Genomic DNA, 26,232 nt, shown 5'->3' with positions numbered 1-26,232 from the left:
AGGGCTCAGCCCGCAGCACCGCCGCGGATCGGCGGCTGGAAGGTGAGCCCCATGTCCCACGGCAGATAAATCCAGGTGTCCTGCGAGACCTCGGTGATGAAGGTGTCGACAGCCGGGCGACCCTGCGGTTTGGCATAAACCGCCGCGAAATGCGCCTGCGGCAGGATCTCCCGGACCATGCGCGCGGTCTTGCCGGTGTCCACCAGGTCGTCGATGACGAGGACACCTTTGCCGGAGCCGCCGCCGAGCGCCTTGATGGCGGGCGCGACGTCCTTGAGGATCCTCAACTCGCCCTGGTTCTTGTAGTCGTGGTAGCTCGCCGCGCAGATCGTCTCGATCAGGCGGATCTCCAGCTCGCGCGCCACAACGGCTGCGGGAACAAGGCCCCCCCTTGTGATGCAGACCATGGCCTCGAAAGGCCCGAACGCGTGGAGGCGCCACGCCAGAGCGCGCGCGTCCCTGTGGAACTGGTCCCATGACACGGGGAAGGCTTTTTCTGGATATCCTGCCATTACACTATCTTTCAGTTCACTGCCCGTTTTTGACGAAACGGCCTTGGCTAGGCGGCTCCGCGAAGACCGAAGGTATTCCGCCCCATTCCATGAACCCGTAGCGCATCATGGGACCACGACGCATCAGGGGCGCGCGACATCAAGAGTCGCCAGCATATCGCGCACAGCCTCCGCGGCAACGGCAAGCCGCGCTGCGTCGCGCGAGCGCACAACGAGATTGGTCTTGAAGCCCGCTTCGTCGTTGAAGGGATAGCTGCCGATGATCACATCGGGATAGCGTTCCGCGATCGCGCGCAGGGGCCCGGCGACATCACCCTCCTTGCACTCAGCGCGGATGGTCTCGGACAGCATCACGCGGCCGGTGGCGAGTTTCGGAGCCACCTCGTCGAGCATGGCCTGCATGATGGCGGGCACGCCGGCCATCACGATGACATTGCCGATCCAGAATCCCGGGGCCTTGGACACAGGGTTTGCGACAAGCTCGGCGCCGTCGGGAATCCGCGCCATGCGGCGGCGCGCCTCGTTGAGGTCCTCAGGTTTCATGCGCTCCAGCAGACAGGCGATCGCGCGCGGATCTTCATGGATCGCTACGCCGAAAGCCTTGGCGACGCTGTCAGCGGTGATATCGTCATGCGTCGGACCGATGCCGCCGGTGGTGAACACATAAGTGTAGCGGCCCCGCAGCGCATTGAGCGCCTCGATGATCGACGCTTCGTTGTCGGCAACGACACGAACCTCGGTGAGATCGATTCCGATAGCCGTGAGGTACTCGGCGATATAGCCGATATTCTTATCCTTCGTGCGGCCCGAGAGAATCTCGTCACCGATGACGAGAAGAGCCGCCGTCACCACGCTCGTCTCAACCGCAGTCGCCTCGCTCATTCTCACTCTCCTTGGCGCACCGAGGGCATCCCGATGACCCCGCTGTTGCGTTGATCTACTCTCTGGATCCGCCTCTCTCAAGAGCGCAACCTTTAGCGTGGCAGCGAATGGGCAACTGAGCGGCCTTGAGAACGGGAACGGACGCTGATAACCCACCTGTCCTTGGTTGTCCCGCGAGGCCTTGATGCGATTTCCATCACCCTTGGTCGAAGGCCGTCTGATCACGCGGTACAAGCGCTTCCTGTCCGACATCCAATTGACTGATGGCAGCACCGTCACGGCCCATTGCGCCAATCCGGGAGCGATGCTCGGCCTCGTAACGCCAGGCAACCGGGTCTGGCTGTCGCTTTCCTCCAATCCCGCCCGCAAGCTTGCCTATTCCTGGGAGATGGTGGAGGCCGATTTCGGTGCCGGTGGGCAACTCGTCGGCATCAACACGTCGTTGCCGAACAGCCTCGCCACCGAGGCCATCACCGCTGGCGTCATTCCACCGCTCGCAGGCTATGCGCGTCTGCGCCGCGAGGTGAAATACGGCCGTGCGAGCCGCATTGATATCCTTCTGGAAGATGACGACCGACCAGCCTGCTACGTGGAGGTCAAGAACGTCCATATGATGCGCCAGTCCGGCTTCGCCGAATTCCCGGATTGTGTCACCGCGCGCGGGACGAAGCATCTGCACGAACTCGGCGACATGGCGGAGGACGGATACCGCGCCGTCATGCTGTTCGTCATCCAGATGCAGGCCGACCGCTTCGCCCTCGCCAGTGATATCGACCCGACCTACGCGGCGGCGTTTGATCGCGCCAGAGCGCGTGGTGTCGAGGCCTACGCCGTCACCTGCCAGTTGAGCACGGAGATGATCGTGGCGGATCAACTTGTCCCGATCGTCGGTTGACGCGCTCCTTATAAGCCTCACAAGCGGCGGTTACCTAAAATCATAATCTTTGTTGTTATTGACACAGGCATCAGGCACCTTGCGCCAAGTTTATGCGGCGCCTGGCGCCAGTCCCAGGCCTCACCACGAATTTCTGAGGGTTGATATGCCTTTCCCATTGACTGCCCTGGCCATCGGCGCGCACCTCCTTCTGGTCGCCGAAGGTCCCGTGCCAACGCTCGATACCGCGCCCAGCTGCCGTGCAGCCGCGGAATTCGGCGCTCAGTCCAAGACGACCTTCGATCAATGCATGAATGATGAAAAAAGCGCTCTCGCGGCGATCGAAAAAGAATGGAAGACTTTCTCAACCGGAAGTGTTGACAGCTGCCTCTCGGAAACACGCTCCGACGGCACTCCGAGCTATGTCGAGCTGCAGGAATGCCTGGAACTCGCGCGTGATTCCAAGAAATACCAGAACCAGCCCCAGCCGAAGATCTGACGCGAGGATCTGACGCCTTGGCTTGCGCACGATGACTGAGGAGCGGCGCCTTGAGGGAAGCCGCCCCACTCACAGCATCTATCGTTCAAAAATCAGATTGAGGCGCGTGCGCATCACGAAGCGATAGCCTTTTGAAGTCAGGCGCTTCGGCAAATCCGTCTGCCAGCGCCCCTCCCCGTCCTCGATGATCAGAAGCTTGGGGAACAGCGAAGGCGGCGCCTGATCGAGAAATGGCTCCATGATCAGATCCTCGGCGCCCTCCACGTCGAGCTTCGCCGCGTCCAGATGCTCGAAGCCCTCCTCGCGCAGGAGTTCGAGCAGGGTTTTCGCCGGGACGCGAATGGCGGTGGTGTTTTCCGAACCGACGATCTTGACGCTCGATTCACCCCGGTTCTCGTAGTCGAGAAACAGGGTCAACTCGCCGGACTTGTCCGCCAGCGCGCAGGCAATCGCCTTGATGGTGCCGAAGGGATTGAAGCGGATGTTCGCCACAAGCCGTTCAAAGATGTCGGGCTGCGGCTCGATAGCGAGGATGCGGGCACGCGGGCCGGCCTGGGCCGCGGCGAAAAGGCTGTAGGCGCCGACATTCGCGCCGATATCGATAAAGGTGCAATCGCCCTTGAGGCGGCTCGCGAGGATTTCGCGCTCCTTCACGTCAAAGTACTGCGGCGTGAAGAGGATGCGCTTTTCGCAAATATTGTTGTACGGGAACAGACGCATGCGCACGCCGAGCGTCTCGACGTCCACCGGCCGTCCATCCATGCTGCGCAGCGCGATATTGCGCAGCGCGAGGGCGGTGCGCTTCGGCAGCCAGACGTCAGGCATCGCGCGCGTCATCGCGATGATGGACCGCAACGGATTGGTTGGTGCGAAGGTTCCAAAAGGCTCGCTATCATAGGAGCCGGAGTTCACGAGCGTCATGGCGGGATACTTACACCGGCCGCGATCGATACGCCAGCGGGCGTATGTACCGTCCGCCCCTTGCGGTGATCTCGGCATGGGCTAGAGTTGGAGCCGGGGGATCATAGGATACGCCACCGGCTGCCGGGCAGCAGGCCATCACCCTCGCGGCAATGGGTATTTCGTGCTGGAAACGGCTCTCGTTGAACTGGCCTTCTCGGAACTGGTCTTCCTTGATTTGGATTTCTTGATTTGGATTTCTTGAGGCAAGCGTGATGATCGAGTTCAGCGATGCGCTTGTGCGGCGCCGCGGCAATGGTATCAAGATCTACGGTCGCGAGGCTTTCGAAGGCATGCATCGGGTCGGCCGCATCGCCGCCGAATGCCTCGATGGCCTTGCGGCGCACGTCTATCCCGGGACCACGACCGACGCGATCGACAAGCTGGTCTTCGATTTCGGCATGGCGCATGATGCCCTGCCCGCCCAGCTCATGTATCGCGGTTATCGACATTCCTGCTGTACCTCGCTGAACCATGTGGTCTGTCACGGGCAGCCGAACGATAAGCCTTTACGCGAAGGTGACATCATCAACATCGATGTCACCTTCATCAAGGACGGCTGGCACGGCGACTCCAGCCGCATGTACACCGTCGGCGAGGTGCCGCGCCGCGCACTGCGGCTCATCGAAATCACCTATGAATCCTTGATGCGCGGCATCGGCGTGGTCCGTCCCGGGGCGACCACGGGCGATATCGGCGCGGCCATCCAGGAATTCGCCGAAGCGGAGCACTGTTCTGTCGTGCGCGACTTCTGCGGCCACGGCGTCGGCCTCGAATTTCATGAGCAGCCAAGCATCCTGCATTTCGGCCGCCCCGGTGAGGGTGTGCCCCTCGAGCCTGGCATGATCTTCACCATCGAGCCGATGATCAATCTCGGCCGCCCACAGGTGAAGGTGCTGTCGGACGGCTGGACGGCCGTTACCCGCGACCGCTCCTTGTCCGCACAATTCGAGCATACCGTCGGCGTCACCGAGACGGGGGTCGAGATTTTCACGCTTTCGCCGGCCGGCCTGCATTGTCCTCCCTATGCTGATGCCGCGTGAGGCCGAAAGCGATGGATCGGTCCGACTTGGATGAAAGCCCCGGTCAAGCCGAAAAGGCATCCGTGCTGAAATCCACGGAGGATACCGCGCCGCACTACGCCAATCATCGAGAGCGGTTGAGGAAGCGCTTTCGTGAAGCCGGGGATATGGGGCTGGCGGACTATGAACTGCTGGAACTCGTGCTGTTCCGCTCGATCCCGCGCCGGGACGTCAAGCCAATAGCCAAGCAGCTGCTCAGGCGGTTCGGCAGCTTCGCGGAGGTCCTCGCCGCCCCTCCCCCAAGGCTGGTCGAGGTGAGCGGCGTGGGCGATAGCGTCGTGACTGATCTCAAGATCATCGAGGCCGCCGCACGCCGGCTCACCAAAGGCCAGATCGCCCAGCGTCCGGTCCTAGCGTCGTGGAGCGCGGTGCTCGACTACTGCCGCACAGCAATGGCCTTCGCCGATAAGGAGCATTTTCGCATCCTGTTCCTCGACAAACGCAATTCCCTGATCGCTGACGAGTTACAGCAATCGGGGACGGTCGATCACACACCCGTTTACCCGCGCGAGGTCGTGAAACGCGCCATCGAACTCGCAGCGAGCGCCGTCATTCTGGTCCATAACCATCCCTCGGGAGACCCCACGCCGTCGACGGCAGATATCCGGATGACCCAGGATATCATTACGATTGCCAAATCTTTGGGCATCGAGGTGCACGATCACATCATTGTTGGCCGAAACGGCCACGCCAGCCTGCGGGGAATGGCTCTAATATGAGGCCGTTAACCATGAAAATGGATTGACCGCGCTCTTTCGTTGATAAGAATTCGCAATCGGTTCGCGGAAGCAACGACTCGTCAATCCAATCTGTGAAATATGCATTGTGCTTTGTTAGTCGCGGGCTAGCCTGTCATTTCGATTGCGAGGACCATCGCCGCTTTGTTGTTCTCCGGCTTCCGCATCGCCCGGCCTGCGGCCTTGATCGGTCGTCTTTTGGGGCCAATCGCGCTGATCGTCGTTGCGGTTATAGCGGGGATGCTGCTTGCGCTCGTCTATATGAGCGACAGTATCGATGAATGGTCGGTCGCCGAACATCGCCACCGGCTCGCTGAGGTCTTGTCGGCCCATAAGAAAAAAGTTGAGCAGCGGCTCGATACGATACTGGCTACCACCGATCTCAATTCAGCCGACCTGTCGCGCGCTGCGTCCGTGCCTTCCGTTCAACAGGACGATATAACGGGACAATCCGGTGTATTCGAGGCGCTGGTTATTGCGGACGGCTCGCGTTCAATTCGTCCTGTTGCCGCGGCTAGCTCGGCACCGCCCTCTGAACGCCCTGGCGGACGTGAAAGCCTCGAGGCGCTGGTCCAGTTCTTTTTCGCCAATCCTCCGAGCCCCGGACAGGCAGTCGAGCACTTCGTCTATCACGACGGCGCGGTCTATCTCCTCGTCGCCAAGGACGCGCGCGGCCCGGCCTTCGCCATGGCCGAAAGGGCCGGCCAAACGGTCATCATTATCTATCGCTACACGATCGGAGATATAGAGGCGATCGGACGAGCGGCGGGCACCGCACCGGTCACGCTGGTTCGTGAGCCCGCGCCGGGGCATGAGGTGCTGCCGATCAAAGCGTCGCTGGGCGGCTCCATGTCGCTCGCCTGGAAACCATCCTTACCAAGCGAGGCCGTCTGGCCAAGGCTCGCGGTCATCATGGCGCTGGCCAGCGTCATCGCGCTCCTCGCGCTCGCCGTTGTCTGGCTCGTTGCCCGGCGCATCGCCTATAACGAGATCCGGATGCAGGATCAGTCACGACGCCTCGCTGGCCAGGACACGTTGTCGGGCTTGCCCAATCGTCTGTCCTTCAGCATGCGGCTCGAACAGGAGCTGGCGCGCGGCCAGCGCTCCGAGGAGGGCCTCGCCGTTCTCTTCCTCGACGTCGACCGCTTCAAGGATGTCAACGACATCTATGGTCATATGGTCGGTGACAACGTCATTCGTGTCGTCGCGCAGCGGCTCCAGAACCTCCTGCGCGGCGCTGACACGCTAGCCAGGCTCGGCGGTGATGAATTCGCCATCATCCAGACCGGTGTTAGCGCGCACCATGACGCGGAGGCGCTCTGCCGCCGCATCCTTGAGGCTGTCAAGAAGCCGATCGAGTTGGGCGACACCACCGTTTCAGTCGGCATGTCGATCGGTATCGTGCTCAGTCCGCAGAACGGCTCCGATCGTGAGACCCTGCTGAGGCTGGCCGGCACAGCGCTCTATCAGGCCAAGAACAGCGGTCGTAACCGTTTCAGCTTCGTCGAGCGCGAGATGGATGAAGCCCTGCGCCTTCGCAAGGTCGTCGAGGATGACCTGCGCAAGGCGATCGAGAACGACGAGCTCGTTCTGCACTACCAGCCCCAGGTTGAAATCGACAATTACGTCGTCGTCGCCGTGGAGGCCCTCGTTCGCTGGCCGCATCGCGAGCACGGGCTGATCACGCCGGAGAAATTCATCGCCATCGCGGAAGAGCGGGGCCTCATCATCGCTCTTGGTGAGTGGGTTCTTCGGCGTGCCTGCGCGGACGCCAAGCGCTGGCCGGGTGTCCGCATAGCGATCAACGTGTCGGCGATACAGTTCCGCCACCGTGACTTTGTCTCGGATGTCATGCGCATCATCACGGAAAGCGGCATCGATCCGACGCGCATAGAGCTTGAGCTGACGGAAGGCGTTGTGGTCGAGGACGCGGACGCCGCCGAAGAAGCAATGATCGAGCTGCGTGCCCACGGCGTGCGCCTGGCGCTCGACGATTTCGGAACCGGCTATTCGAGCTTGATCTATCTCCGGCGCTTCGCCTTCGACAAGATCAAGATCGACCGCTCCTTCCTCGAAGCGGCCGAAACAACCGGGGAATCAGCGATCCTGATCCATTCGATCGTGCATCTCGGCCGCGCGCTCGGCCTGACGGTGACCGCGGAAGGCGTTGAAACTCAGGAACAGCTCGAATTTCTCCGCGCGCTGGGCTGTCATGAGCTGCAAGGCTACCTCTTTTCCAAACCGGTGACCGCCGAGAAGATCGACGAACTCCTCGCCCAACCAGGTGTGCTGCAGGAGCAGCAGAGCTCGATCAAGAAAGTCGCACAGGTCTCTAAATCAGCGCCGTAACGCCGCTGATGATGGCGACGACGAAGCCGAGGCTGAGGCTGAGGCCGATGGCGCCCACAGCGGTACCGCCTATCACCAGAAGACCGTCGCGCTCCACGAGGCCGAGGCCGACCAGGCAAGCCGCCAGTCCGAGCGGGATCTGGCCGATGATGGGCGCGGCGACGAGCAGCGCCAGCGAGATGACGAGCACGACCGCGCCGACAAGGCGAATGCCGAGGGATGTGCCGAAGAACGTGAGCCTCGGCCGTGACCAATGCTCCAGCTTGCGCATCGTCGGCAGGGCGCGGCCGACGGCGCGCGCGAAATCCGCTCGCGCCATGGATCGGCTGAGCACCCCCTTGGGCAGCCAGGGCTTGCTGCGGCCGACCACCATCTGGATCGCCACGAACAACAGGAGGAAACCGAAGAGAAGCGGGATCGGCGGGGGCATCGGCAGGCAGTTGGGCAGACCGAGCACGAGGATCAGCGCGGCGAAGGCCTGCTGGCGCAAGGCATCCAGCAACTCGCCTATGGTGAGGCGTTCGTGGGGGCGTGCCGCCAGTTCGAGCAATATGGCAGATGTGCTGGTCGATGAAGACACTGAGAAGGGGCCACCGATGCGAACGCGCGAGACTTCCTAGCCTACGCGGAGCGTTTGGCCAAGTCGCATCTGCCATCGAACGGGCTCCCCCACCCTGTGCATCTGGCCGCAGGGCAGTTCACGGTCCCGCCGGATGTAACCCCTGCCGCCCCTCAACGATCGCGGAAACGCCCCCTATCATTGATCTCACACGTTTCCAGAAGGCACGCCGTCGCGCAGCCTTCCGGAACCGTTCCCGTCTTAGCGTCCGCGTTCAGTGAAACGTGAACTCGCCGTCCACCGTGCGGATCTCCGCCGGTTTCAAGAGCCGCGCATGCGCCACTGTGACGGAATGCAGCGGCCCGTCGAGCTTGCTGCGCCAGAAATCGAGAAAATGTCGGAGCTCGGGGAAATGGGGAGCGAGATCATAGCGCTGCCAGATGAAGGTCTGCAGCAGGTGCTGATGATCCGGCATGCGGTAAAGGATGGTCGCCGTCGTCAGGCCATATCCGGCCAACTGAAGCTCAAAATCCCTCATGGAGAAAGGTCGTGCAGACATGCGCGTCAATCCACTCCTGACACGAAGCCGGCTGGGCAAGCCGCCCGGCATCGAACTGCCGCCAGGACAGGGCTGCCGCTGTTTCAGGCAGACCGCCCCAGCGCCTATAGTATGGGCACACAGCGTGCCGCAGATCAAGTTTTTATTTTAAATCAATGCCTTAGCAGCAGACTTGCAACACTGCTAACAAGTTCCCCGCTTTTTGGCCTGAAGCTTGTCCAACGGCTGAAAAGAAAGAGCGCGGCCAAGGCCGCGCTCGTAAAGACGTTCTGGACTTTATCCGCCGAACGGATCGAGCGGCAGGTCTCAGCGAATCTGGATGCGTGCGAGATTGATGAACTGGGTCTCGCCCGAGGAGCCGTCTACGCCGTCGTTGTCGGTGACGATGAAGGCGTTGCCGTCGGCGTCGATGGCGAAGCTCTCGACCTTGTCGAGCACATAACCTTTCGGCGCCGCCAGATCGGGCACCAGATCACGCACCTGCTTCTTGGTGACCGTAGGAATGCTGCCAGCGCCCGGGGGCGCCGCGGTGAGGCCCTTCACCGAGAAGGATTGCAGCGTCTTCAGGGCCTTGTCGCCAAGCTGGTTGTCGCGCTCCACGACCACGAAGGTGTCGTCGCCGACCGCCGTGATCTCGGACAGCCCCACCCAACCGTTGGCAACGCTCTGGAGGGGGTAGTGCAAAACGCCCCAGGTCTTCGTCGCGGGCTTGTAGGAGAGGATCTTCGCCTTTCCCTGCGGATCGTCCTTCCATTCGCGCTGAACGGCGATCCATACCGTCTCATCGGCGCCCTCGCCGGTCACCGTGACACCCTCGAAGCCGTAGCGGGTCGCATGCTTGGCGAGCTCTTCCGGCAATGCGATCTCTTCCTCGACCGAACCATTCGGCGCGATACGCACGAGCTGGTTGGCGGTCGGACTGTCCTTCTTCTCGGGATTGCCCTCGGAGACCAGCCAGAAGCCGCCGTTGCGGCGGAAGGCGATGCCTTCCCCGTCGTAGCTCGCCGCCTTGCCGTCGCGGGTGACAGGCGTCGCCTTGATGATCCGCGCCGGCTTGGCGGTCGCGTCGATCTCGAGAATGCGCGTGTTGCCGTAGAAGCTGTCGGTCACGGAGAAAAGCCGACCCGGCGTGACACCGTCCGTCGTCAGCCCAGAGAGAGCCCCCCACGGCAACGGCAGGCCGCTGGCGTCGTCCACGGAGACGATCGTGGGATAGTTCGGCGTGCCGTCGGCGCGCTCATAGAGCACGACATAGCTGCGTGGCCCGCCATCCTTCACGTTGTCGGCCTCATTCGCCGTGACGAAGAGGTTGCGGCCGGGGATCGCGAGCAGCCCCTCGGGGCCGACGCCCGATGGCAGGGTCTGGAGATACTCCGGCGCCTGCCCGGGTCCCTTGTCACGGAACACGAAGACAACCGAACCGCGCTCGGAGGCAATGAAGATCAGCTTGTCGTCACCGAAGGTCGCGACCTCGCCGCCTTCCGGCTCCACGCCCTTCGCGCTGGCGCGCTTCTCCGGGAAATGGCCAAGGCGCACCGCGAGGTGCTCCAGGAGATTGCCGCTGTCGTATTCGACACGGCCATCCCGATTGAAGATCGTGAAGCCGCGCGAGCCGCCCTGATAGTCCCCCTCATTGGAGGTGACGAAACGCTCGTCATCGATCCAGTGGACCGTATCGGGCTCGCGATTGACGTTTTCGATACGTCCGTTGAGGGCAATCACACCGTCGCGCTTGGCATCGACCTTGTCGAGCGTCACGGCGCCCGCCGGAAAGTGCTTCACGACCTTGCCCGAGGCGAGATCGACGATCGCGAGATGGTTGTTTTCCTGCAGCGAGACGACCGCCTCGTTGCGGCTGTTGATGTCCACGAATTCCGGCTCGGGATCTTCCGGCGCGATCGCGCTGAGCCCTGTCAGGTCGACCACCTTCTTGCCCGCGCAATCAACGCCATTGGCGGCGAGCGGAAACACGGTGAGATTGCCGCCCGGGAGCTGCGGGAGCTTGCCCTTGTCCTTGTCCTCGTCACGCTCGTTCTCGATAATGACGGCGAGAAACGTCTTGTCCTTGCTGGCTGCCACCGAGTCCGGCTGGCCACCAAGGTCGCAGGAGGCAATGACCGCCTTCGTGGCGAGGTCGACCACGGCGAGCATGCCCGCCGGCTTGGTCTTGTCGGTGGAGGTGACGACGGCAACGAGCGCCTTGCCGCCGACGATCGTGACGGACGTCGGCTCGCCCTTGAGCGGCACGAAACCAGCCGGCTTCGGCGCCGAGGCGTTCGTGATGTCGATGAAGCCGATGCCCTCCTGGGGCGAGTCCGTATAGACGAGAAGGTTGCCGTCCTCGGACACCGTTACGATCTCGGCCACCGTTTGCTTGGTGGTGTCGCGATCGGCCGGCAGATTGGCGACGACCGGGAATGTGGCGATCCTGTTGAAGACGGGATCGGCGGCCGCGGCAAGGCATGTGCTTGCGAGTAGCACCGCCGCGAGAGCGTATGTGGATGTGATGCGACGCATGGCGTCCCCCAAGGCGATTGTGAGAGCGGCGTGCCGCCGCGATTGGACAGGCGCAATCGACTGGAGTTCCGTGACGGCTGGATGACAACGCGGCGCTCTGGACGGATCAATCCAGTGTTTGTCGGAACCGCGCGACTGCGATGCCCATCGCGATGACCATGGCGAGGGCGAGGGCCAGCGCATCCCCTTGCAAGGTGGCGAGATCGCTGCCCTTCAGCATGATACCGCGCGTGATCCTGAGGAAATGGGTCAGCGGCAGCGCCTCGCCGATCCATTGCGCCCAGCGTGGCATACCGGCGAAGGGAAAGGCGAAACCCGACAGGAGAATGTTGGGCAGGAAGAACATGAAGGCCATCTGGATAGCCTGGAGCTGGTTCTGCGCCACTGTGGAGAAGGTGTAGCCGATAGCGAGGTTGGTCGCGATGAACAGCGTCGTCAGGGCGGCCAGCAATGTCAGGCTGCCAAGGATAGGCACGCCGAACAACAGCGCGCCAGCGCCGATGATGATCGCGCCCTGGACGAAGCCGATCAGCACATAGGGCAGGATCTTGCCCAGCATGATCTCGACCGGGCGGATCGGCATGGCGAGGAGCGATTCCATCGTGCCTCGCTCCCGCTCGCGTGTCACTGACAAGGCCGTGAAGATCAGCATGGTCATCGTGAGGATGATGCCGAGCAGGCCCGGCACGATATTGAGCTGCGACACCGCCGCCGGATTATAGCGGGCATGGGCGCGGATCTCGAACAGGGGGCCGCTCTCCGCCTCGTCACGCGGCGGCAGCCCCCGCTCACGTGTCAGCGCGCTTGCGACGATCCCGTTCAGCGCGGCGATGGCGCTGCCCGTCGCGACAGGGTCGGTCGCATCGGCGGCGACGAGAAGCGCCGGCTTGTCGCCACGGCGTAGCGCGCGCTCGAAATCGGCTGGAAATTCGATGCCGAACTGCACCTCGCCGGACGCAATCGCGAAATCGAAGTCCTTCTCGCTGCGGACTTGCCGGATGATCTTGAAATAGGCCGTGTTGCTGAAGGCGGCGAGGATAGCGCGGGTCGCATCGCTGTCGTCCTGGATCAGGACGGCCGTCGGAAGATGACGCGGCGTCGTGTTGATCGCATAGCCGAACAGCACGAGCTGGACGAGCGGTATGAAGATCATCGTCGCGAAGGTGATGCGATCCCGCGAGAGCTGCAGCCCTTCCTTGATCAGCATCGCCCAGACGCGCCGAAAGAAGCCGCCTCGCCGGGAGCGCTTGCCATTGTCCGATAGGCCCCGCTGTTCGGTCATCGGAAATTGTCCTTCGACCTGTTCATGAGGTCGATAAAGACATCCTCGAGGGTCGGCTCATCCTCATGCCAGCTGAGCGCCGGATCGTCGCGATAGGGCGCGATCGCGGCGTCGAGCCTCGCCTTGTCACGCCCCGCGACATGCAGACTGGCGCCAAAGGGCGCGACCATGTCGACGCCTTCGCGGCTGTTGAGCTCCTCCGCAAGCCGCCAGGTGTCGCCGCCCGTTACTGTCCATGTGGCGAGGCCCGAATGGCGGATAACGTCCTCCACCGGGCCGCGCGTCAGCAGTTCACCGTAGGCGATATAGGCGATCTCGTGGCAGCGCTCGGCTTCGTCCATGTAATGGGTCGAGACGAGTACCGTCAGTCCATCGCTCGCCAGCTGGTGGATCTGGCTCCAGAAATCACGCCGCGCCTTGGGATCGACACCGGCTGTCGGTTCGTCGAGAAGCAGGAGCTGAGGTTCCGGCAGAATGCAGGCGCCGAGTGCGAGCCGTTGCTTCCAGCCGCCGGACAGCGTTCCGGCCAACTGATGGCCGCGTCCCTCGAGCCCGAGCCTCACGAGTGCCGCCTGGGCCGCCTCGCGCGGATTGGCGAGCCCGTAGAGCCGACCGACGAATTCGAGGTTTTCCCGGACGGACAGATCCTCATAGAGGCTGAAGCGCTGGGTCATGTAACCCACATGCCGCTTGATCTCGGCCGCTTCCGTCAGAATGTCGTAGCCGAGACAGGTGCCGGAGCCGGCGTCCGGCGTCAGAAGCCCGCAGAGCATGCGGATCGTCGTCGTCTTGCCGGAGCCGTTCGGCCCGAGAAAGCCGTAGATCTGCCCGCGATAAACGCGCATGGAGAGATCCCGGACCACCACCCGCTCGCCGAATTTCTTTGTGAGGCCCTGCACGTCGATGGCGACGGCGCGCCCGTTGCCGTGGTCCTCGCCAGCGCCTTGGACGGAGCCGATATCTCCGCTCGTGCCGGAGCTCTCGGCTGTGCTCATGGCCTCGCCCCTTCGCGCAGCGTCACCGTGACGGGCTGGCCAACGCGGAACTTCGTCGGATCGGAGGGCTTCGCCTCCACCATGAATACGAGTTTCATGCGCTCCTCCTGCGAATAGATCACCGGCGGGGTGTATTCGGCCTGCCGCGACAGGAAGGAAATCTGCGCGCCGAGATTGTCCGCGCAGCCATCGCAGCTCACGGAAATGGTCTGGCCGACATCGAGGCGCGGGAGCATCGCCTGGGGCACGAAGAAGCGGATCTTCAGATTAGTGGGCGGCAGCAGCGCAACCACCGGCCGGCCGGCCGGCACCATCTCGCCCGCGCGGTAATAGACCTGCTGGATGCTGCCCGCTGCCGGCGCCTTGACCTGACGCCGCGTCAGGCGTTCCTCAGCGCCGGCCAAGGTCGCCTCCGCCGCGCTGACCGCGTGGCGCGCGGCCTCGATGTCCTCGTCGCGTGCGCCGAGCTCGGCCACATTAATCTGGCGCTGGGTCTCGAGAAGCTGCGCCGCATTCTGATCACGCAGCGCCGTGGCGTTGTCGAGTGCGGCGCGGCTCGCGTTGCCGGAGGCAAAGAGCTTCTGTTGGCGATCGAGATCCGACTGCGCGAGTTGCAGCGCCGCGCGCACGCGCGCCTCGGCGGCATTCAGGATGGCGATCTCCTCAGGCCTCTGCTGCGCCTCGATCAGACGCGCCAACCTCGCCCGCGCTTCAAGGAGCGATGCCTTGGCCTGATCGCGCGCGGCGACCTGCAGCGGATCATCGACCGCGAAGAGCGGCGCATCCTTGGCAACGCTCACCCCTTCGTCCACGGAGAGCGTGACGAGCCGCCCGGCCTCATCCGGCCCGATAAAGAGAAGATCCGCCTCCATATAGCCCTGGAAGCTCGGCGGGCCGCCCTGCTGGCAGCCTGCGAGGCTGAAGGCAACGCCAAGGGAAACGCCAAGGCCAAGGAAAACGCCAAGGCGAGGTGCCATGCCACAAACGGCAAGTCTCTTGCGCGCGGCGGAAAGAAGGGCGGTCAGGCTGTCTCGCATGCGAGCCCCCGCATCAGCATGTCGATGTAACTGTTGAGGAAGGCCTCCGTATCGAGTGGCTCGAAGGGCTCGAACAGTGACTGCCATATCACCGACACAAGAAGCGGCGCCGCGACAATCTGCGGGAAGCGCTGCAACGTGTCCGAAGCCAGTTCGCCCCGCGCCACCCCCCGCGCGGCCACCGCGCGTATCAGCGCCATGCCGCGCTCGACCACCTCATGCCAGTAAAACTTGGCGAGCCATGGAAAGCGGGGCGCCTCGCTGATGACAAGGCGCAGGATATCCGCGCGCTGGGTGCCGAGGAGTTCACGTTGCAGGACGCTGGCCAAGGCCCCGAGCAGGTCGCGCGTGCTGCCCTCGAAGGAAGCAGCCAGTGTCGCGCCACTGGCGATGACCGGGCCGATTTCTTCGTGGATCAAGCTGCGGAACAGCGCTTCCTTGTCAGCGAAATGGACATAGATGGTGCCTTTAGCGACGCCCGCGCGCGCCGCCACATGGTCCATCCGGGTGGCCACATAACCCTCGGCAAGGAACACGCTCAGCGCCGCTTCGAGAATTTTCTTGCGTCGCGCATCGGCGCTGGCGCGCCGCCGCCCGCCCTCTTTGCCGTCGCCCTGCTCCGCCATCGCACGCGCTCTTCAATGACTGACTAGTCAGTCATTATAGAATCAAGCCATCCTGATTGCCAGAGTTTCGGATAAGAAGATTTTTGCGCGGAAGCGTTGAGCCGGGATCTGACGAGATGACGCTTACACGGTCATGCGGAACCGCCCTGCGGGATACAGAGCGTCCGCCATAGTGTGAGCGGTGCGTCGGTTTGCGTCGATTAAAGTCGCGGCGCGGCGATGATTGGTCGGCGGGCCGCGATCAATGCGGGAATAGCCGCAAGCACGGCGCCGCCAAGCGCCAGCGTGGTCAGAAGCGGCGCATCGGCCATCTGCAAGCTGACGGGCAGCACGAGCGCGGTAGAAAGCGTGAAGAAATCACCCAGGAGCAAAGCGGCGACATAGCCGAGCACCACGCCAAGGCAAAGTCCGAACGCCACGATCGTGACGAGCTGCGCCCAAACCAGCCGAAAGATCGAAGCGCTTGAGACCCCGAGTGTGCGATAAGCCGAGATCTGTCCGCGGCGATGGTCGAGATGGCTGATCGCCACCAGCACGATAGCGACCGCGACGCTTCCAAGGCCACCGAGCGCGATGATATTCAACGCCGCCTGCAGATTGGCGAATGTACCGCGCAGCGCCTCGATCTCCTCTTTCGGGAGAATAGCCATCGCCACATCACTGTTGTAGCTCTCCTTGAGGCTTTGCGCGTCGGCGGGTGACCTGGCGCGCAGGGCAACCGCCCCCACATTGCGGAGAGGCCGGGTCCACGGTTGCAGGGAAGGTGGAGGCGCCAGCGCACCGACCCGCGCGCTCCCCTCACCTGCGGTCGTCATCACCAGCCTGGGCGGAGCCTCGCCGATGACATCCTCGTCGGGTGACCACGGGCCGACGTCGCGCTTCTGCCAAAAGCTCTCCAACGGCACCAGCACGGCGCGATCCCAGGGCGTACCCGTCCAATTCAGCCGCCCGACGATGGTATAGCTGTTCAGGCCCTTGACGCCCGGCCCGCGCCGCCGGTCATCCGGTGACAATGTCACGAGCTCATTCGGTCCCACAGGAGACCGCGCCCCGACGACCGCCTCGCCCGGCGCCATGAAAATCCGGCCGGCCGCCAGCTTGATCCGGCCGCCATCCGTCGCGAAGGCCGCCGTCGTTCCGATGATCGGCATGCCACGGAAGCGCTCGCCGAAAATGAGCGGCGCGACGGATGTCGCACGCTTGTCGGCAAGGAGTTGCTCGACGATTTGCGGATGCAGACCCGCAAGCGGCTCGCGGCGCAACAAGAGGCTCGACAGGGTCAGATCGACCTCACTTCCCGGCGCCCCGACGATGATATCGAACCGCTCCGCCGCCCGGCCGGTCGCCTGCACGAGGGCGCGCTCGCCGATGCGCAGCGCCAGCACCAGCGCTGTCGCTACGGCGATCAGCAGCACCAGAATGATTGTGGCAAGCCACATGCGGCGAAGATCGGCCGCGATCAGCTTGAGGGCTATCACGATGCCATCTCCACGCAGCCCTCGGAGAGAATGCGTCCCGCGCGGAGCGGGACGACATGATCCATACAGCCGATCAGCCGCTCGTCATCGGTAAAGGCGACGAGCGTGACGCGCTCCTCGCGGGCAAGCGCCAGAAGACTGTCGCCGATAGCCTCAGCCGCCCGCGGCGCGAGGTCACCGGTCGGATCGTCCACGAGAAGAATGTCCGGGCGTTTGAGCAGCATACGCGCGAGCGCCACCCCCCGCCTCTCGTTCCGGTCGAGATCATCGACCAGCCTGCCAGGCTCTGTCAGGCCAGCCCGCTCGATCAACATGGTGGCCCGCTCGCGCAGGACCGCCGGGCCACGCCAAAATCCGAAGCCCGTGTTGCGGCCGAGCACTGTCGGCAGCAACACATTGTCCATGATGCTGAGCCCGGGAAAGAGATTGGTTTCGCGGGACATGAGCCCCATATGGCGCGCGCGCCAGAGATCGCGCTTGGGCGTGGCGAGCGCCGCGATATCGACCTCGCCCCAAAGCACCCGGCCTGTCGTCGGCCTCTCCAATCCCGCGATCACATTGTGCAATGCGCGCTTGCCGATATCGGCCCGCCCCGTCACGGCCATCGTTTCTCCGCGCGCGAGCTGCAGGCGGGCGACGGAGAGTTCAGGGTTCCCACGATCGCGATAGGAGACCGTAACGTCGGCGAGGTCTAATGCCAGCATGGCCAGATACTTCAGTGAGCGGCGACGGGCGAACGAGCTCGCCCTGCATGCCTATTTCTATGGCATGAATGGCCACCTTTCGTCGAGATGGATCACAATCGCGTCATGTGCCATTTTCGGAGGTAGACGCGCTTTTTTCTTAAAGAGCCGGCGGAAAATTGCGGGCGATGTCGGCGAGCGCATCCGGCGTATCGACGTCCGCGACGATGGAAGGATCATCCACGGCGATTTCGAGCACCCGTTCCCGGGCAAGGAGCCGGCGCGCACCCTCATCACCCGCGAGTTGCATGACCGGCGAAAACAGCCGGCGCGCCAGCAGCACCGGGTTGCCCCATTGTCCCTCAAGGGTCGGCACCACAGCCGCATAGGGATGCGCAGGGTCAGAGAAATGAGCGAAGGCATCGATCAGACGATCGAGCAGCGATGCGGACACAGCCGGCATGTCGCCAAGGAGGATAAGCGCGCCGTCCACGTCGGCGGGAAGCGCCGCGATACCGGTTTGCAGCGACGAGGCTAGCCCCGTCGCATAGGCAGCATTATGGACCGATGTGATCGGCAGGCCGGTCAGGGCCTCCTTCACGGCTTGAGCCTCGTGCCCCGTCACGACGACGACGGGACGCGCCTTGGAGCCGAGAGCCGCCCGCACCGCATGGGCGACCAGCGGCCTGCCGCCAAGAGCGGTGGTGAGCTTGTTGACAGCCCCCATCCGCGTCGAGCGGCCCGCCGCCAAAACGATCGCGGCAACCCGGCTCACGGCTCCTCTCCCTGGCCGTCATGGCCGTTGGCATCCAGCTCCGGTTCGCCACCCTCGCGGGGTTGCGGACGCGAGCGGATCTCCATGAGAAGCCCGCCGACACCGAGCCGGGTGATGTCGGCGCGGGTCACGGCAAGGCCGGCGAGCAGCCGATGCAGAATCCAGTCGAAGCCGTTTTCCCGAGGCGAACGCGCGCAACCGGGCGCGCCGATGACAGGCCGGCCCGCCCGTTCGCCCAGAAGCAGCAGATTGCCGGGATCAACCGGCATGCCGAGGTGCAGGATTTCGCCGCCAACCGCCTCGAGCGCCGCCGGCACCACATCCCGCCGGTCAGCCACCGCCGAGGCGCCGAAGATGACGAGAAGATCGGCTTCCGCGCTGTCCACAGAAGCGATGGCCGCCGCCAGGGCGTCAGCTGTGTGGTCCACCCGCATATCCGCGATCACGGTCGCGCCCGTCGGCGCGAGGCGCTGGCGCAAGACCTTCAGGGTCTTGTCGATCGTACTTTCCTTGATGGATGGAAGGCGCGTCGAGATAACCGCCACACGCCGCAGCCGGTAAGGCGTGACCTGCAAGAGCGCCGATCCCTGCGCGGCCAGTTCCAGCGTTTGCGCGAGGACCGCGCCGGCGACCGCATAGGGAATGATCTTGACCGTGCCGACCATATCGCCTGCGGCGACGGGCCTGTAGGCTGGGAGCGTCGCCATGGTCACGGTCTCATCGACGGCGTTGACGGCGTCGATCGCCGGGCCATCGACGACAAGCACGCCGGGGGCCGTCGCATAAAGATTCGAGCGCCCTGTGAACGGCGCCTCGACCCTGACGCCCGGTCCCGCTACTGCTTCAGCGAGGGTGGCCGCGGCCTCGTCCTCCGGTACGTCGTCCCGCTCCAGGCGGGCTACGGTGAGCGAGGCAATGCCCGCGGCCCGTAAATCGGCAATATCCGTCGCAACGAGACGATGGCCCTTCTTGATGACCCGCTCGGGTAGGCGCAGGGAATGCGCGACGATGGCGCCTTCCGCTTCCTGAAGGCTCACCGGGCCAAATTTCACGACGCGTGCCCCCGTGAGGCGTCAAGCCGCAGCGCAGCCACGACCTCACCCAGAACGGCGAGCGCGATCTCGGCCGGACTGACCGCGCCGATCGGTAAACCTATCGGCGCCTTGATGCGCGCGACATCCGCATCGGAAAAGCCTAGCGCTCTCAGGCGCTCAAGCCGCTTGGCGTGGGTCTTGCGCGAGCCGAGAGCGCCCACGTAGAAGGCATCGCTCCTCAGCGCCGCGACAAGCGCGGGATCATCGATCTTGGGGTCATGGGTCAGCGCGGCGAAGGCTGTGTAGCGATCGAACGGCGTCTCCTTGAGCACCTCCTCAGGCCACTGGGCCAGAAGCCGCACGTCGGGGAAACGCTCCGGCGATGCGAAAGCCGTGCGCGGGTCGATGACCGTGATATCGAGATCGAGGAGCCGCGCCATGGGCGCCAGTGCCTGGCTGATATGCACGGCCCCCGTCACGACGAGCCTGACCGGGGGAACCTGCACCGTGAGGAAATAGCCGCCGCTGTCCGTCTCGACCACGCCGCTCTTGCCGAGCCGCAGCCGCTCGACAATCGCCTCCGCAAGAGGGTCGCTCGCCACCTCCGCCGCCTTCACCAAGCGCTGTTCGCCGGATTCCAGGGGCGTCACCAGGACGGCAGCCCTACGGGCCGCTCGCTCGGCATTGAGCGCAGCGAGATGTTCGAGCTTCATCGGGTCGCCTCTCGGTTAGTCAGATCAAAGGCTCGACGAAAACGCGGATGCGGCCGCCGCAGGAAAGCCCCGCGCGCCATGCCGTCTCATCGGCGACACCGAATTCAAGCATGCGGGGAGTGGCCTCGGCGATGACATCGAGCGCCTGCGTGATGACTTCGCCCTCCACGCAGCCGCCGGATACCGAGCCAAGAAAATTGCCCTCGCCATCGATGACGAGATGGCTGCCAACCGGCCGGGGCGCCGATCCCCAGGTTTCGACGACGGTGGCGACGGCGACCTCGCGACCGGCACGCTTCCAGGCCTCGGCCTCGTTCAGGATCTGATTGTCGGTCGCGAGCATCGTGGTACCCCCGTTGTTGTCAGCAAGACAAATGCTTGCTCGGATATATCGTAGCTCACGCGGCCGGCAGCAACCACCGGCGCGGGTCGGCCGCGCCCCCTCGGGCCGACAACGCCTGGACCAGCGCCGTCATGGCATTGAGGTTATGCATGGTCCTGAATTCGTCGACATGCGGCAGCATGGCGCGGATGCCCCCCGCCTTGGCCTGAAAGCCGTCATAGCGCAGAAGCGGGTTGAGCCAGATGAGCCGTCGGCAGGAACGATGAAGACGGTCCATCGCCGCGCCGAGCTCCGGCGTCACCTCCCGCTCCAAGCCATCGGTGAACATCAGCACAATCGCGCCTTGCGCCAGCACCCGCCGTGACCACTGGCGATTGAACTGGGCAAGCGAAGCGGCAACACGCGTACCACCCTCCCAATCCTTCACCAGAAGGGAGGCACTGGCGAGCGCCTCGTCAGGATCGCGCCGCGCCAGCGCCCGGGTGATATTGGTGAGACGCGTGCCGAAAACGAAGCTCGACACGGGCCGCCGCTCGCCAAGCGCGTGCAGAAACTGCAGGAAAAGGCGGCTGTAGTCGGTCATCGAGCCCGATATATCGACCAGCGCGACGATCGGGGGATGACGTTCGTCACGCTGCCGCCATGCGAGATCGACGAAATGCCCGCCGGTGGCCAGCGCGCGTCGGAAGCTCGCACGGGCATCGATACGCCGGCCGCGATGATCAGCGCGCCAGCGGCGCGTCGCCACCTTGTCCTGCGGAAGCACGAGCCGCGCGATAAGCTGCTTGGTCTCGGCGATCTCCGCCGCCGACATCTGCGCGAAATCACGGCTCGCAAGCCGCTCGCGATCCGACATCGTGAACTGGGCCGACAATTCGAGCTCACGCTTCGGCCGCGGAGGCTCGCGTGTGCCGGTGGGAAAGGCGCTCGCCACCCGCTCCGCGCCGGGCTTCGGCTTGTCCTCAGACTTCTCATCGCCCGGCGCAATCGGCGATAGCGCGGCGATCAATTTTTCGACAAGCGCGCGACGGCGCCAGAACAAGCGGAACGCCTGGTCGAAAATCACCGTCTGCTCGTGCTTCTTCACGAAGATGGCGTGGAGCGTCCAGTAGAAGTCCTCGCGCGTGCCGACATGGGCCGCCTCCACGGCGCCGATCGCGTCGATCACGGCCCCCGGACCGACGGGCAGGCCCGCCGTGCGCAACGCCCGCGCGAAATAGGTGATGTTGTCAGCGAGATGGCCGCCATGGGCGGAGTGCTCAGCACCCCTCTCTTCGTCATGGCCGGGCTTGTCCCGACCATCCCGATCATCAACTCGCGCCATATTTCATCACGTGTTCAAATCCGCATCGAGACACCGCCGCATCCTGGTCAACAGACGGAGAAGACTGCCATCGATGCGTCTTTCCGATCGTGATGGCCGGGACAAGCCCGGCCATGACAGGAAATAAATCTCGCTCACGCGGCCTTCAGCTCAGCCTGCACAGCGTCGAGCATCGCCTTCACGGCCGAGCCTTGCATCTTCTGGATATCATCCTGGTATTTCAGGAGAACGCCGAGGGTATCCGACACGACGGCCGGGTCGAGCGCGACAGCGTCGAGCTCGACCAGGGCCGACGCCCAGTCGAGCGTCTCCGCGACACCCGGCACCTTGAACAGCTCCTCCTTGCGAATGGCCTGGACGAAGGCGACGATCTCGCGCGTCAGCTCGGCCGGAGCATTCGGGAGGCGCGCCTTGACGATGGCAAGCTCGCGCTCGGCGTCGGGATAATCGACCCAATGATAGAGGCAGCGGCGCTTGAGGGCGTCATGCACCTCGCGTGTGCGATTGGAGGTGATCAGGACGACAGGCGGATTATCGGCTCGGATCGTGCCGAATTCCGGCACGGTCACCTGGAAATCCGAAAGTACCTCCAGAAGAAAGGCTTCGAACGCCTCGTCGGTGCGGTCCAGCTCGTCGATCAGCAGCACGGGCGGCCCGGCAGTATCGGGTTCCAGCGCCTGCAGAAGCGGCCGCTTTAGCAGATAGCGCTCGGAAAACACGTCCGCCTCAAGCCGCTCCCGATCCGTTTCACCCGCCGCCTCGCCGAGGCGGATCGCCATCATTTGCGCGGCATAGTTCCACTCGTAGACGGCCGAGGCGATATCGAGGCCCTCGTAGCATTGCAGCCGGATAAGGCGCCGGCCAAGCGCGCCCGCCAGCACCTTGGCAATCTCGGTCTTGCCAACGCCGGCCTCGCCTTCGAGAAACAGCGGCCGGCCCATGCGCAAGGCGAGGAACAGCACCGTCGCGAGCGGTCTATCGGCGACATAGCCCGCGCTGCCAAGAAGCGCGAGCGTTTCATCGATGGAAGGCGGCAAGGATGTCATGCGGTCACTCCAGCCGCGGCCCTGGAACCGGGTCCGGCTGTCTAGCCGTCTCAGGTCAACGCGGCGCCGTCAAGACGCGCGCGCCGCCGCCTTGGCCACCGCGCGACGCGCCATCACCGCCACCAGCTGAGCACGATAGGCCGGATCCGCATGGATATCGCCAATCAGGCCATCGGGCGAGACCTTCAGGCCCTCGATGGACTTCGGCGAGAAACGCGCCTTCAAGGCGGCCTCGAATTCCGGAAGCCTGAAGACGCCGTTCTCACCCGCCCCCGTGACCGCAACGCGAATATCACTCCCGCGCTTGGCGACGAAAACGCCGGCGAGCGCATAGCGGGAGGCCGGGTTGCGGAACTTCTCATAGGCCGCGCGGTTGACGACCGGAAAGATCACCTTGGTGATGATCTCGCCGTCCTCCAGAGCCGTCTCGAACAGGCCGGTGAAGAACTCATCGGCCGTCAGTTTGCGCTTCGTCGTCACGATGGTCGCGCCGAGCGCGAGGCAGGCCGCCGGGTAATCGGCCGCTGGATCGTTATTGGCGATGGAACCACCAATGGTGCCGCGATGACGCACTTGCGGATCACCGATCACATGGGCGAGTTCGGCCAGCGCCGGCAGTGCCTGCTGAAGCTCCGGTGACTGCTCGACGGACGCATGGCGCGTCATCGCGCCGATCACGACCGTTCGTCCGCGCAGTTCGATCCCCGCGAGCTCCGTGACCATGTTGAGATCGATGAGCGCCGACGGCGAGGCCAGCCGCTGCTTCATCGTCGGCAGCAACGTATGCCCGCCGGCGAGGAACTTGGCGTCCTCGACCTTGGTGGCGAGATTGACGGCTTTGCGCAGGCTGTCGGGGCGATGATAGTCAAAAGCGTACATGTCTGTCTCTCCCACCGGGAAACGGGTGAGGCCCGCATGAGCGTCCGGCCTCCCGAATGAAGGCTATTCCGCCGCGATGCGCGTCGGCGTGCGCTGCAACGCCCGCCAGATCTCCTGTGGGGTCGCCGGCATGGCGACATGCTCGTGGCCGAGCGCGTCCGTGATGGCATTGATGACGGCCGGCGGCGCGGCGATGGCGCCGGCCTCGCCGCAGCCCTTGATACCGAGGGGGTTCGAGGGACAGGGCGTTACCGTCATGCCCACCGTATAGGACGGCAGATCATCGGCGCGGGGCATCGTGTAGTCCATGAAGCTCGCGGTAACGAGCTGACCTTGATCATCATAATGCGCGCCTTCGAACAGCGCCTGGCCGACCCCCTGGGCAATGCCACCATGCACCTGCCCTTCGACGATCATCGGGTTGATGACGGTCCCGAAGTCGTCCACCGCCGTCCAGCGGTCGATCCTCGTGACGCCGGTATCAGGATCGATCTCCAGCTCGCAGATATGGACGCCCGCCGGGAAGGTGAAGTTGGTCGGGTCGTAGAAAGCGCCTTCCTTGAGGCCCGGCTCCAGCTCCTGCCCCGAGAATTTGTGTGCGATATAGGCCTGCAAGGCCACCTCGCCGAAAGCCAGCCCCTTATCCGTGCCTGCCACGGTGAAGCGGCCGTCCTTGAATTCGATGTCGCTCTCGGAAGCCTCGAGCACATAGGCCGCCACCTTGCGGCCCTTGGCAATGACCTTGTCAAGCGCCTTGACGATGGCCGACATGCCGACCGCGCCGGAGCGCGAACCGTAGGTGCCCATTCCGAACTGCACCTTGTCGGTGTCGCCGTGGACGACGCTCACCTGCTCGATGCCGATGCCGAGCCGGTCCGAGACCAACTGGGCGAAAGTTGTCTCATGCCCCTGCCCGTGGCTGTGAGATCCGGTGAGGACTTCGACGGATCCCGTTGGATTGACTCGCACTTCCGCCGATTCCCACAGGCCGACGCCGGCCCCCAGCGAGCCGACCGCCTGGGAGGGAGCGATCCCGCAGGCCTCGATATAGGCCGAGAACCCAAGCCCACGCAGCTTGCCGGCCTTCGCGCTCTCCCGCTTGCGGCGGCCGAAGCCCTTGTAGTCGGCGAGCTCCAGCGCCTTGTCCATCGCCGCCGGATAGTCGCCGACGTCATAGTTCATGATGACCGGTGTCTGGTGCGGGAAGTTGGCGACGAAGTTCTTTCTGCGGAAGGACACCGGGTCCGACCCGATCTCGCGCGCCGCGACCTCGACCAACCGCTCGACGACGAAGGTCGCCTCGGGCCGCCCGGCGCCGCGATAGGCATCGACAGGCGCCGTATTGGTGTAAACCCCGTCCACCTCGGCGTAGATCGCCGGAATATCATACTGTCCCGAGAGCAGCGGCGCGTAGAGATAAGTCGGCACCGACGACGAGAAGGTCGAGAGATAGGCACCAAGATTGGCCGTCGTGTGGACGCGCAGGCCGAGGATCTTGCCCTTGGCATCGAGGGCGAGTTCGGCGCGGGTGACATGGTCGCGCCCATGGGCATCCGCGAGGAACGCCTCGGTGCGGTCCGCCGTCCATTTCACCGGCCTGCCAACACGCTTGGCAGCCCAGACACAGACTGTTTCCTCCGCATAGATGAAGATCTTCGAGCCAAATCCGCCGCCGACATCGGGCGCGATGACCCTGAGCTTGTTCTCCGGCGCGATGCCGATGAAAGCCGACAGCACGAGCCGGGCGACATGCGGATTCTGGCTCGTGGTATAGAGCGTGAAGGTGCCCGTGCCGGCATCATAGTCGCCGACGGCCGCGCGGGGCTCGATGGCATTGGGCACGAGGCGGTTGTTGGTAAAATCGAGCCGCGTGACATGGGCCGCCTTCGCGAAGGCGGCTTCGGTCGCCGCCTTGTCGCCAAGCGGCCAGGAGAACACCGTATTGTCGGGCGCGACATCGTGGAGGGCCGCCGCGCCATTGGCCTTGGCGGGATCGACGACGGCCGGCAATTCCTGGTAGTCCACACTCACCGCTTCGGCGGCGTCGCGGGCCTGAAGGGCGGTCTCGGCGATGACCACGGCGACATGGTCTCCGACGTAACGCACCTTGCCCTGTGCCAGGGCCGGGTGGGCGCCCGCCTTCATCGGGCTGCCGTCCTTGGAGTGAATCATCCAGCCGCAGATCAGCCCGCCGATCTTGTCAGCTTCGAGGTCTGCGCCCGTCAGCACGGCAACCACGCCCGGCATCGCCATGGCAGCCGACGTGTCGATGCCACGGATCTCGGCATGGGCATGCGGCGAACGCACAAAGACGGCATAAGCCTGCCCGGCGCGATTGATATCGTCTGTATACTGCCCCTTCCCGGTGATGAAACGCTGGTCTTCCTTGCGGCGTACCGCGGCGCCGATACCTGTGGCGTTCATCTCAGCCTCCCGCGCCTACCGGCGCCTTCTCCCTGATATCCCCTGCCGATTCTGGTCTTCCGC

25 protein-coding genes are annotated in these 26,232 nt (G+C 64.1%); 5 read left to right on the top strand and 20 right to left on the bottom strand.

The features are described 5' to 3' along the window. Positions 1-5 precede the first annotated feature (5 nt). Both gpt and KIO74_RS02360 read right to left on the bottom strand, forming a co-directional pair. Positions 6-512, bottom strand: coding sequence for a xanthine phosphoribosyltransferase (gene gpt, locus KIO74_RS02365; RefSeq protein WP_213330175.1), 507 nt, complete (start codon positions 510-512; stop codon positions 6-8). Positions 513-635: 123 nt separating this feature from the next. Next, on the bottom strand, positions 636-1,394 hold the full coding sequence (locus KIO74_RS02360) for a competence/damage-inducible protein A (protein ID WP_213330173.1): 759 nt from the start codon (positions 1,392-1,394) through the stop codon (positions 636-638). 184 nt (positions 1,395-1,578) lie between these two features. Between KIO74_RS02360 and sfsA the strand changes: the two genes are divergently transcribed. Next, positions 1,579-2,289 (top strand): DNA/RNA nuclease SfsA, encoded by a 711-nt coding sequence (sfsA, locus tag KIO74_RS02355; RefSeq protein WP_213330171.1) that lies wholly within the window; start codon positions 1,579-1,581, stop codon positions 2,287-2,289. 145 nt (positions 2,290-2,434) lie between these two features. Next, positions 2,435-2,767 carry a hypothetical protein gene (locus KIO74_RS02350; RefSeq protein ID WP_213330169.1) on the top strand — a complete coding sequence of 111 codons (333 nt, stop codon included), beginning with the start codon at positions 2,435-2,437 and terminating at the stop codon, positions 2,765-2,767. Between the two features lie 78 nt (positions 2,768-2,845). Here the strand turns inward: KIO74_RS02350 and KIO74_RS02345 are convergent, their stop codons facing one another. After that, positions 2,846-3,688 carry an FkbM family methyltransferase gene (locus tag KIO74_RS02345; RefSeq protein WP_213330168.1) on the bottom strand — a complete coding sequence of 281 codons (843 nt, stop codon included), beginning with the start codon at positions 3,686-3,688 and terminating at the stop codon, positions 2,846-2,848. Between the two features lie 254 nt (positions 3,689-3,942). Between KIO74_RS02345 and map the strand changes: the two genes are divergently transcribed. The 3 genes from map to KIO74_RS02330 all read left to right on the top strand — a co-directional run bounded on the left by map (position 3,943) and on the right by KIO74_RS02330 (position 7,895). Beyond that, positions 3,943-4,770 carry a type I methionyl aminopeptidase gene (map, locus tag KIO74_RS02340; RefSeq protein WP_213330166.1) on the top strand — a complete coding sequence of 276 codons (828 nt, stop codon included), beginning with the start codon at positions 3,943-3,945 and terminating at the stop codon, positions 4,768-4,770. Between the two features lie 11 nt (positions 4,771-4,781). After that, the gene (gene radC, locus KIO74_RS02335) at positions 4,782-5,528 is read left to right on the top strand and encodes a RadC family protein (RefSeq protein WP_213330164.1); all 747 of its coding nucleotides are present in this window, start codon (positions 4,782-4,784) and stop codon (positions 5,526-5,528) included. 162 nt (positions 5,529-5,690) lie between these two features. Further along, positions 5,691-7,895, top strand: coding sequence for a putative bifunctional diguanylate cyclase/phosphodiesterase (locus KIO74_RS02330; RefSeq protein ID WP_213330162.1), 2,205 nt, complete (start codon positions 5,691-5,693; stop codon positions 7,893-7,895). On the opposite strand, the gene KIO74_RS02325 is transcribed toward KIO74_RS02330, so the two are convergent. The 17 genes from KIO74_RS02325 to KIO74_RS02245 all read right to left on the bottom strand — a co-directional run bounded on the left by KIO74_RS02325 (position 7,879) and on the right by KIO74_RS02245 (position 26,169). Beyond that, on the bottom strand, positions 7,879-8,475 hold the full coding sequence (locus tag KIO74_RS02325; protein ID WP_213330160.1) for an exopolysaccharide biosynthesis protein: 597 nt from the start codon (positions 8,473-8,475) through the stop codon (positions 7,879-7,881). The genes KIO74_RS02330 and KIO74_RS02325 overlap by 17 nt on opposite strands. A gap of 253 nt (positions 8,476-8,728) precedes the next feature. Then, positions 8,729-9,013, bottom strand: coding sequence for an usg protein (locus tag KIO74_RS02320; RefSeq protein WP_249730830.1), 285 nt, complete (start codon positions 9,011-9,013; stop codon positions 8,729-8,731). 306 nt (positions 9,014-9,319) lie between these two features. Beyond that, on the bottom strand, positions 9,320-11,530 hold the full coding sequence (locus KIO74_RS02315; protein ID WP_213330158.1) for an esterase-like activity of phytase family protein: 2,211 nt from the start codon (positions 11,528-11,530) through the stop codon (positions 9,320-9,322). Positions 11,531-11,636: 106 nt separating this feature from the next. After that, the gene (locus KIO74_RS02310; RefSeq protein ID WP_213330156.1) at positions 11,637-12,812 is read right to left on the bottom strand and encodes an ABC transporter permease; all 1,176 of its coding nucleotides are present in this window, start codon (positions 12,810-12,812) and stop codon (positions 11,637-11,639) included. After that, positions 12,809-13,807: an ABC transporter ATP-binding protein gene (locus tag KIO74_RS02305; RefSeq protein WP_213330154.1), complete on the bottom strand. Its 999-nt coding sequence runs from the start codon at positions 13,805-13,807 to the stop codon at positions 12,809-12,811. The genes KIO74_RS02310 and KIO74_RS02305 overlap by 4 nt, the downstream gene beginning before the upstream one ends. Next, entirely contained in the window at positions 13,804-14,844 is a 1,041-nt protein-coding gene (locus KIO74_RS02300; protein ID WP_213330152.1) for an HlyD family secretion protein, read from the bottom strand. Before KIO74_RS02300 ends, KIO74_RS02305 begins: the two co-directional genes overlap by 4 nt. Beyond that, positions 14,829-15,470, bottom strand: a complete 642-nt coding sequence (locus tag KIO74_RS02295) for a TetR/AcrR family transcriptional regulator (protein ID WP_213330150.1) — start codon at positions 15,468-15,470, stop codon at positions 14,829-14,831. The genes KIO74_RS02300 and KIO74_RS02295 overlap by 16 nt, the downstream gene beginning before the upstream one ends. Positions 15,471-15,670: 200 nt before the next feature. Continuing rightward, entirely contained in the window at positions 15,671-16,948 is a 1,278-nt protein-coding gene (locus tag KIO74_RS32395; RefSeq protein WP_213330148.1) for an FtsX-like permease family protein, read from the bottom strand. Next, positions 16,945-17,652, bottom strand: coding sequence for an ATP-binding cassette domain-containing protein (locus KIO74_RS02285; protein ID WP_213330146.1), 708 nt, complete (start codon positions 17,650-17,652; stop codon positions 16,945-16,947). The genes KIO74_RS32395 and KIO74_RS02285 overlap by 4 nt, the downstream gene beginning before the upstream one ends. A gap of 139 nt (positions 17,653-17,791) precedes the next feature. Continuing rightward, the gene (locus KIO74_RS02280) at positions 17,792-18,406 is read right to left on the bottom strand and encodes a nucleotidyltransferase family protein (RefSeq protein ID WP_213330144.1); all 615 of its coding nucleotides are present in this window, start codon (positions 18,404-18,406) and stop codon (positions 17,792-17,794) included. Beyond that, a complete protein-coding gene (locus KIO74_RS02275; RefSeq protein WP_213330142.1) occupies positions 18,403-19,458 on the bottom strand; it encodes a molybdopterin-binding protein in 1,056 nt (351 codons plus the stop codon). The genes KIO74_RS02280 and KIO74_RS02275 overlap by 4 nt, the downstream gene beginning before the upstream one ends. Further along, positions 19,455-20,153 (bottom strand): XdhC family protein, encoded by a 699-nt coding sequence (locus KIO74_RS02270; protein ID WP_213330140.1) that lies wholly within the window; start codon positions 20,151-20,153, stop codon positions 19,455-19,457. The genes KIO74_RS02275 and KIO74_RS02270 overlap by 4 nt, the downstream gene beginning before the upstream one ends. A 19-nt stretch (positions 20,154-20,172) precedes the next feature. Further along, complete coding sequence (locus KIO74_RS02265; RefSeq protein WP_213330138.1) at positions 20,173-20,496, bottom strand: XdhC family protein; 324 nt, start codon at positions 20,494-20,496, stop codon at positions 20,173-20,175. A 55-nt stretch (positions 20,497-20,551) separates the two neighbouring features. Then, positions 20,552-21,820 (bottom strand): vWA domain-containing protein, encoded by a 1,269-nt coding sequence (locus KIO74_RS02260; RefSeq protein WP_213330136.1) that lies wholly within the window; start codon positions 21,818-21,820, stop codon positions 20,552-20,554. Between the two features lie 134 nt (positions 21,821-21,954). Next, complete coding sequence (locus KIO74_RS02255; RefSeq protein ID WP_213330134.1) at positions 21,955-22,866, bottom strand: AAA family ATPase; 912 nt, start codon at positions 22,864-22,866, stop codon at positions 21,955-21,957. A gap of 69 nt (positions 22,867-22,935) precedes the next feature. Continuing rightward, complete coding sequence (locus tag KIO74_RS02250; RefSeq protein ID WP_213330132.1) at positions 22,936-23,745, bottom strand: FAD binding domain-containing protein; 810 nt, start codon at positions 23,743-23,745, stop codon at positions 22,936-22,938. A 63-nt stretch (positions 23,746-23,808) separates the two neighbouring features. After that, positions 23,809-26,169 carry a xanthine dehydrogenase family protein molybdopterin-binding subunit gene (locus KIO74_RS02245; protein ID WP_213330130.1) on the bottom strand — a complete coding sequence of 787 codons (2,361 nt, stop codon included), beginning with the start codon at positions 26,167-26,169 and terminating at the stop codon, positions 23,809-23,811. Between the last annotated feature and the right edge of the window lie 63 nt (positions 26,170-26,232).

Origin of the sequence: Chelatococcus sp. HY11 (genome assembly GCF_018398335.1) — a bacterium.
Classification (GTDB): domain Bacteria; phylum Pseudomonadota; class Alphaproteobacteria; order Rhizobiales; family Beijerinckiaceae; genus Chelatococcus.
The sequence above is the reverse complement of the archived record's forward strand: the minus strand, read 5'-3'. Positions and strand labels throughout refer to the sequence as shown.

Excerpts from the sequence above, each read along its gene's own strand:
- gpt (WP_213330175.1), bottom strand. The coding sequence starts at position 512 with ATGGCAGGATATCCAGAAAAAGCCTTCCCCGTGTCATGGGACCAGTTC.
- KIO74_RS02360 (WP_213330173.1), bottom strand. The coding sequence starts at position 1,394 with ATGAGCGAGGCGACTGCGGTTGAGACGAGCGTGGTGACGGCGGCTCTT.
- sfsA (WP_213330171.1), top strand. The coding sequence starts at position 1,579 with ATGCGATTTCCATCACCCTTGGTCGAAGGCCGTCTGATCACGCGGTAC.
- KIO74_RS02350 (WP_213330169.1), top strand. The coding sequence starts at position 2,435 with ATGCCTTTCCCATTGACTGCCCTGGCCATCGGCGCGCACCTCCTTCTG.
- KIO74_RS02345 (WP_213330168.1), bottom strand. The coding sequence starts at position 3,688 with ATGACGCTCGTGAACTCCGGCTCCTATGATAGCGAGCCTTTTGGAACC.
- map (WP_213330166.1), top strand. The coding sequence starts at position 3,943 with ATGATCGAGTTCAGCGATGCGCTTGTGCGGCGCCGCGGCAATGGTATC.
- radC (WP_213330164.1), top strand. The coding sequence starts at position 4,782 with ATGGATCGGTCCGACTTGGATGAAAGCCCCGGTCAAGCCGAAAAGGCA.
- KIO74_RS02320 (WP_249730830.1), bottom strand. The coding sequence starts at position 9,013 with ATGTCTGCACGACCTTTCTCCATGAGGGATTTTGAGCTTCAGTTGGCC.
- KIO74_RS02315 (WP_213330158.1), bottom strand. The coding sequence starts at position 11,530 with ATGCGTCGCATCACATCCACATACGCTCTCGCGGCGGTGCTACTCGCA.
- KIO74_RS02310 (WP_213330156.1), bottom strand. The coding sequence starts at position 12,812 with ATGACCGAACAGCGGGGCCTATCGGACAATGGCAAGCGCTCCCGGCGA.
- KIO74_RS02305 (WP_213330154.1), bottom strand. The coding sequence starts at position 13,807 with ATGAGCACAGCCGAGAGCTCCGGCACGAGCGGAGATATCGGCTCCGTC.
- KIO74_RS02300 (WP_213330152.1), bottom strand. The coding sequence starts at position 14,844 with ATGCGAGACAGCCTGACCGCCCTTCTTTCCGCCGCGCGCAAGAGACTT.
- KIO74_RS02295 (WP_213330150.1), bottom strand. The coding sequence starts at position 15,470 with ATGGCGGAGCAGGGCGACGGCAAAGAGGGCGGGCGGCGGCGCGCCAGC.
- KIO74_RS02285 (WP_213330146.1), bottom strand. The coding sequence starts at position 17,652 with ATGCTGGCATTAGACCTCGCCGACGTTACGGTCTCCTATCGCGATCGT.
- KIO74_RS02270 (WP_213330140.1), bottom strand. The coding sequence starts at position 20,153 with ATGAAGCTCGAACATCTCGCTGCGCTCAATGCCGAGCGAGCGGCCCGT.
- KIO74_RS02265 (WP_213330138.1), bottom strand. The coding sequence starts at position 20,496 with ATGCTCGCGACCGACAATCAGATCCTGAACGAGGCCGAGGCCTGGAAG.
- KIO74_RS02260 (WP_213330136.1), bottom strand. The coding sequence starts at position 21,820 with ATGGCGCGAGTTGATGATCGGGATGGTCGGGACAAGCCCGGCCATGAC.
- KIO74_RS02255 (WP_213330134.1), bottom strand. The coding sequence starts at position 22,866 with ATGACATCCTTGCCGCCTTCCATCGATGAAACGCTCGCGCTTCTTGGC.
- KIO74_RS02250 (WP_213330132.1), bottom strand. The coding sequence starts at position 23,745 with ATGTACGCTTTTGACTATCATCGCCCCGACAGCCTGCGCAAAGCCGTC.
- KIO74_RS02245 (WP_213330130.1), bottom strand. The coding sequence starts at position 26,169 with ATGAACGCCACAGGTATCGGCGCCGCGGTACGCCGCAAGGAAGACCAG.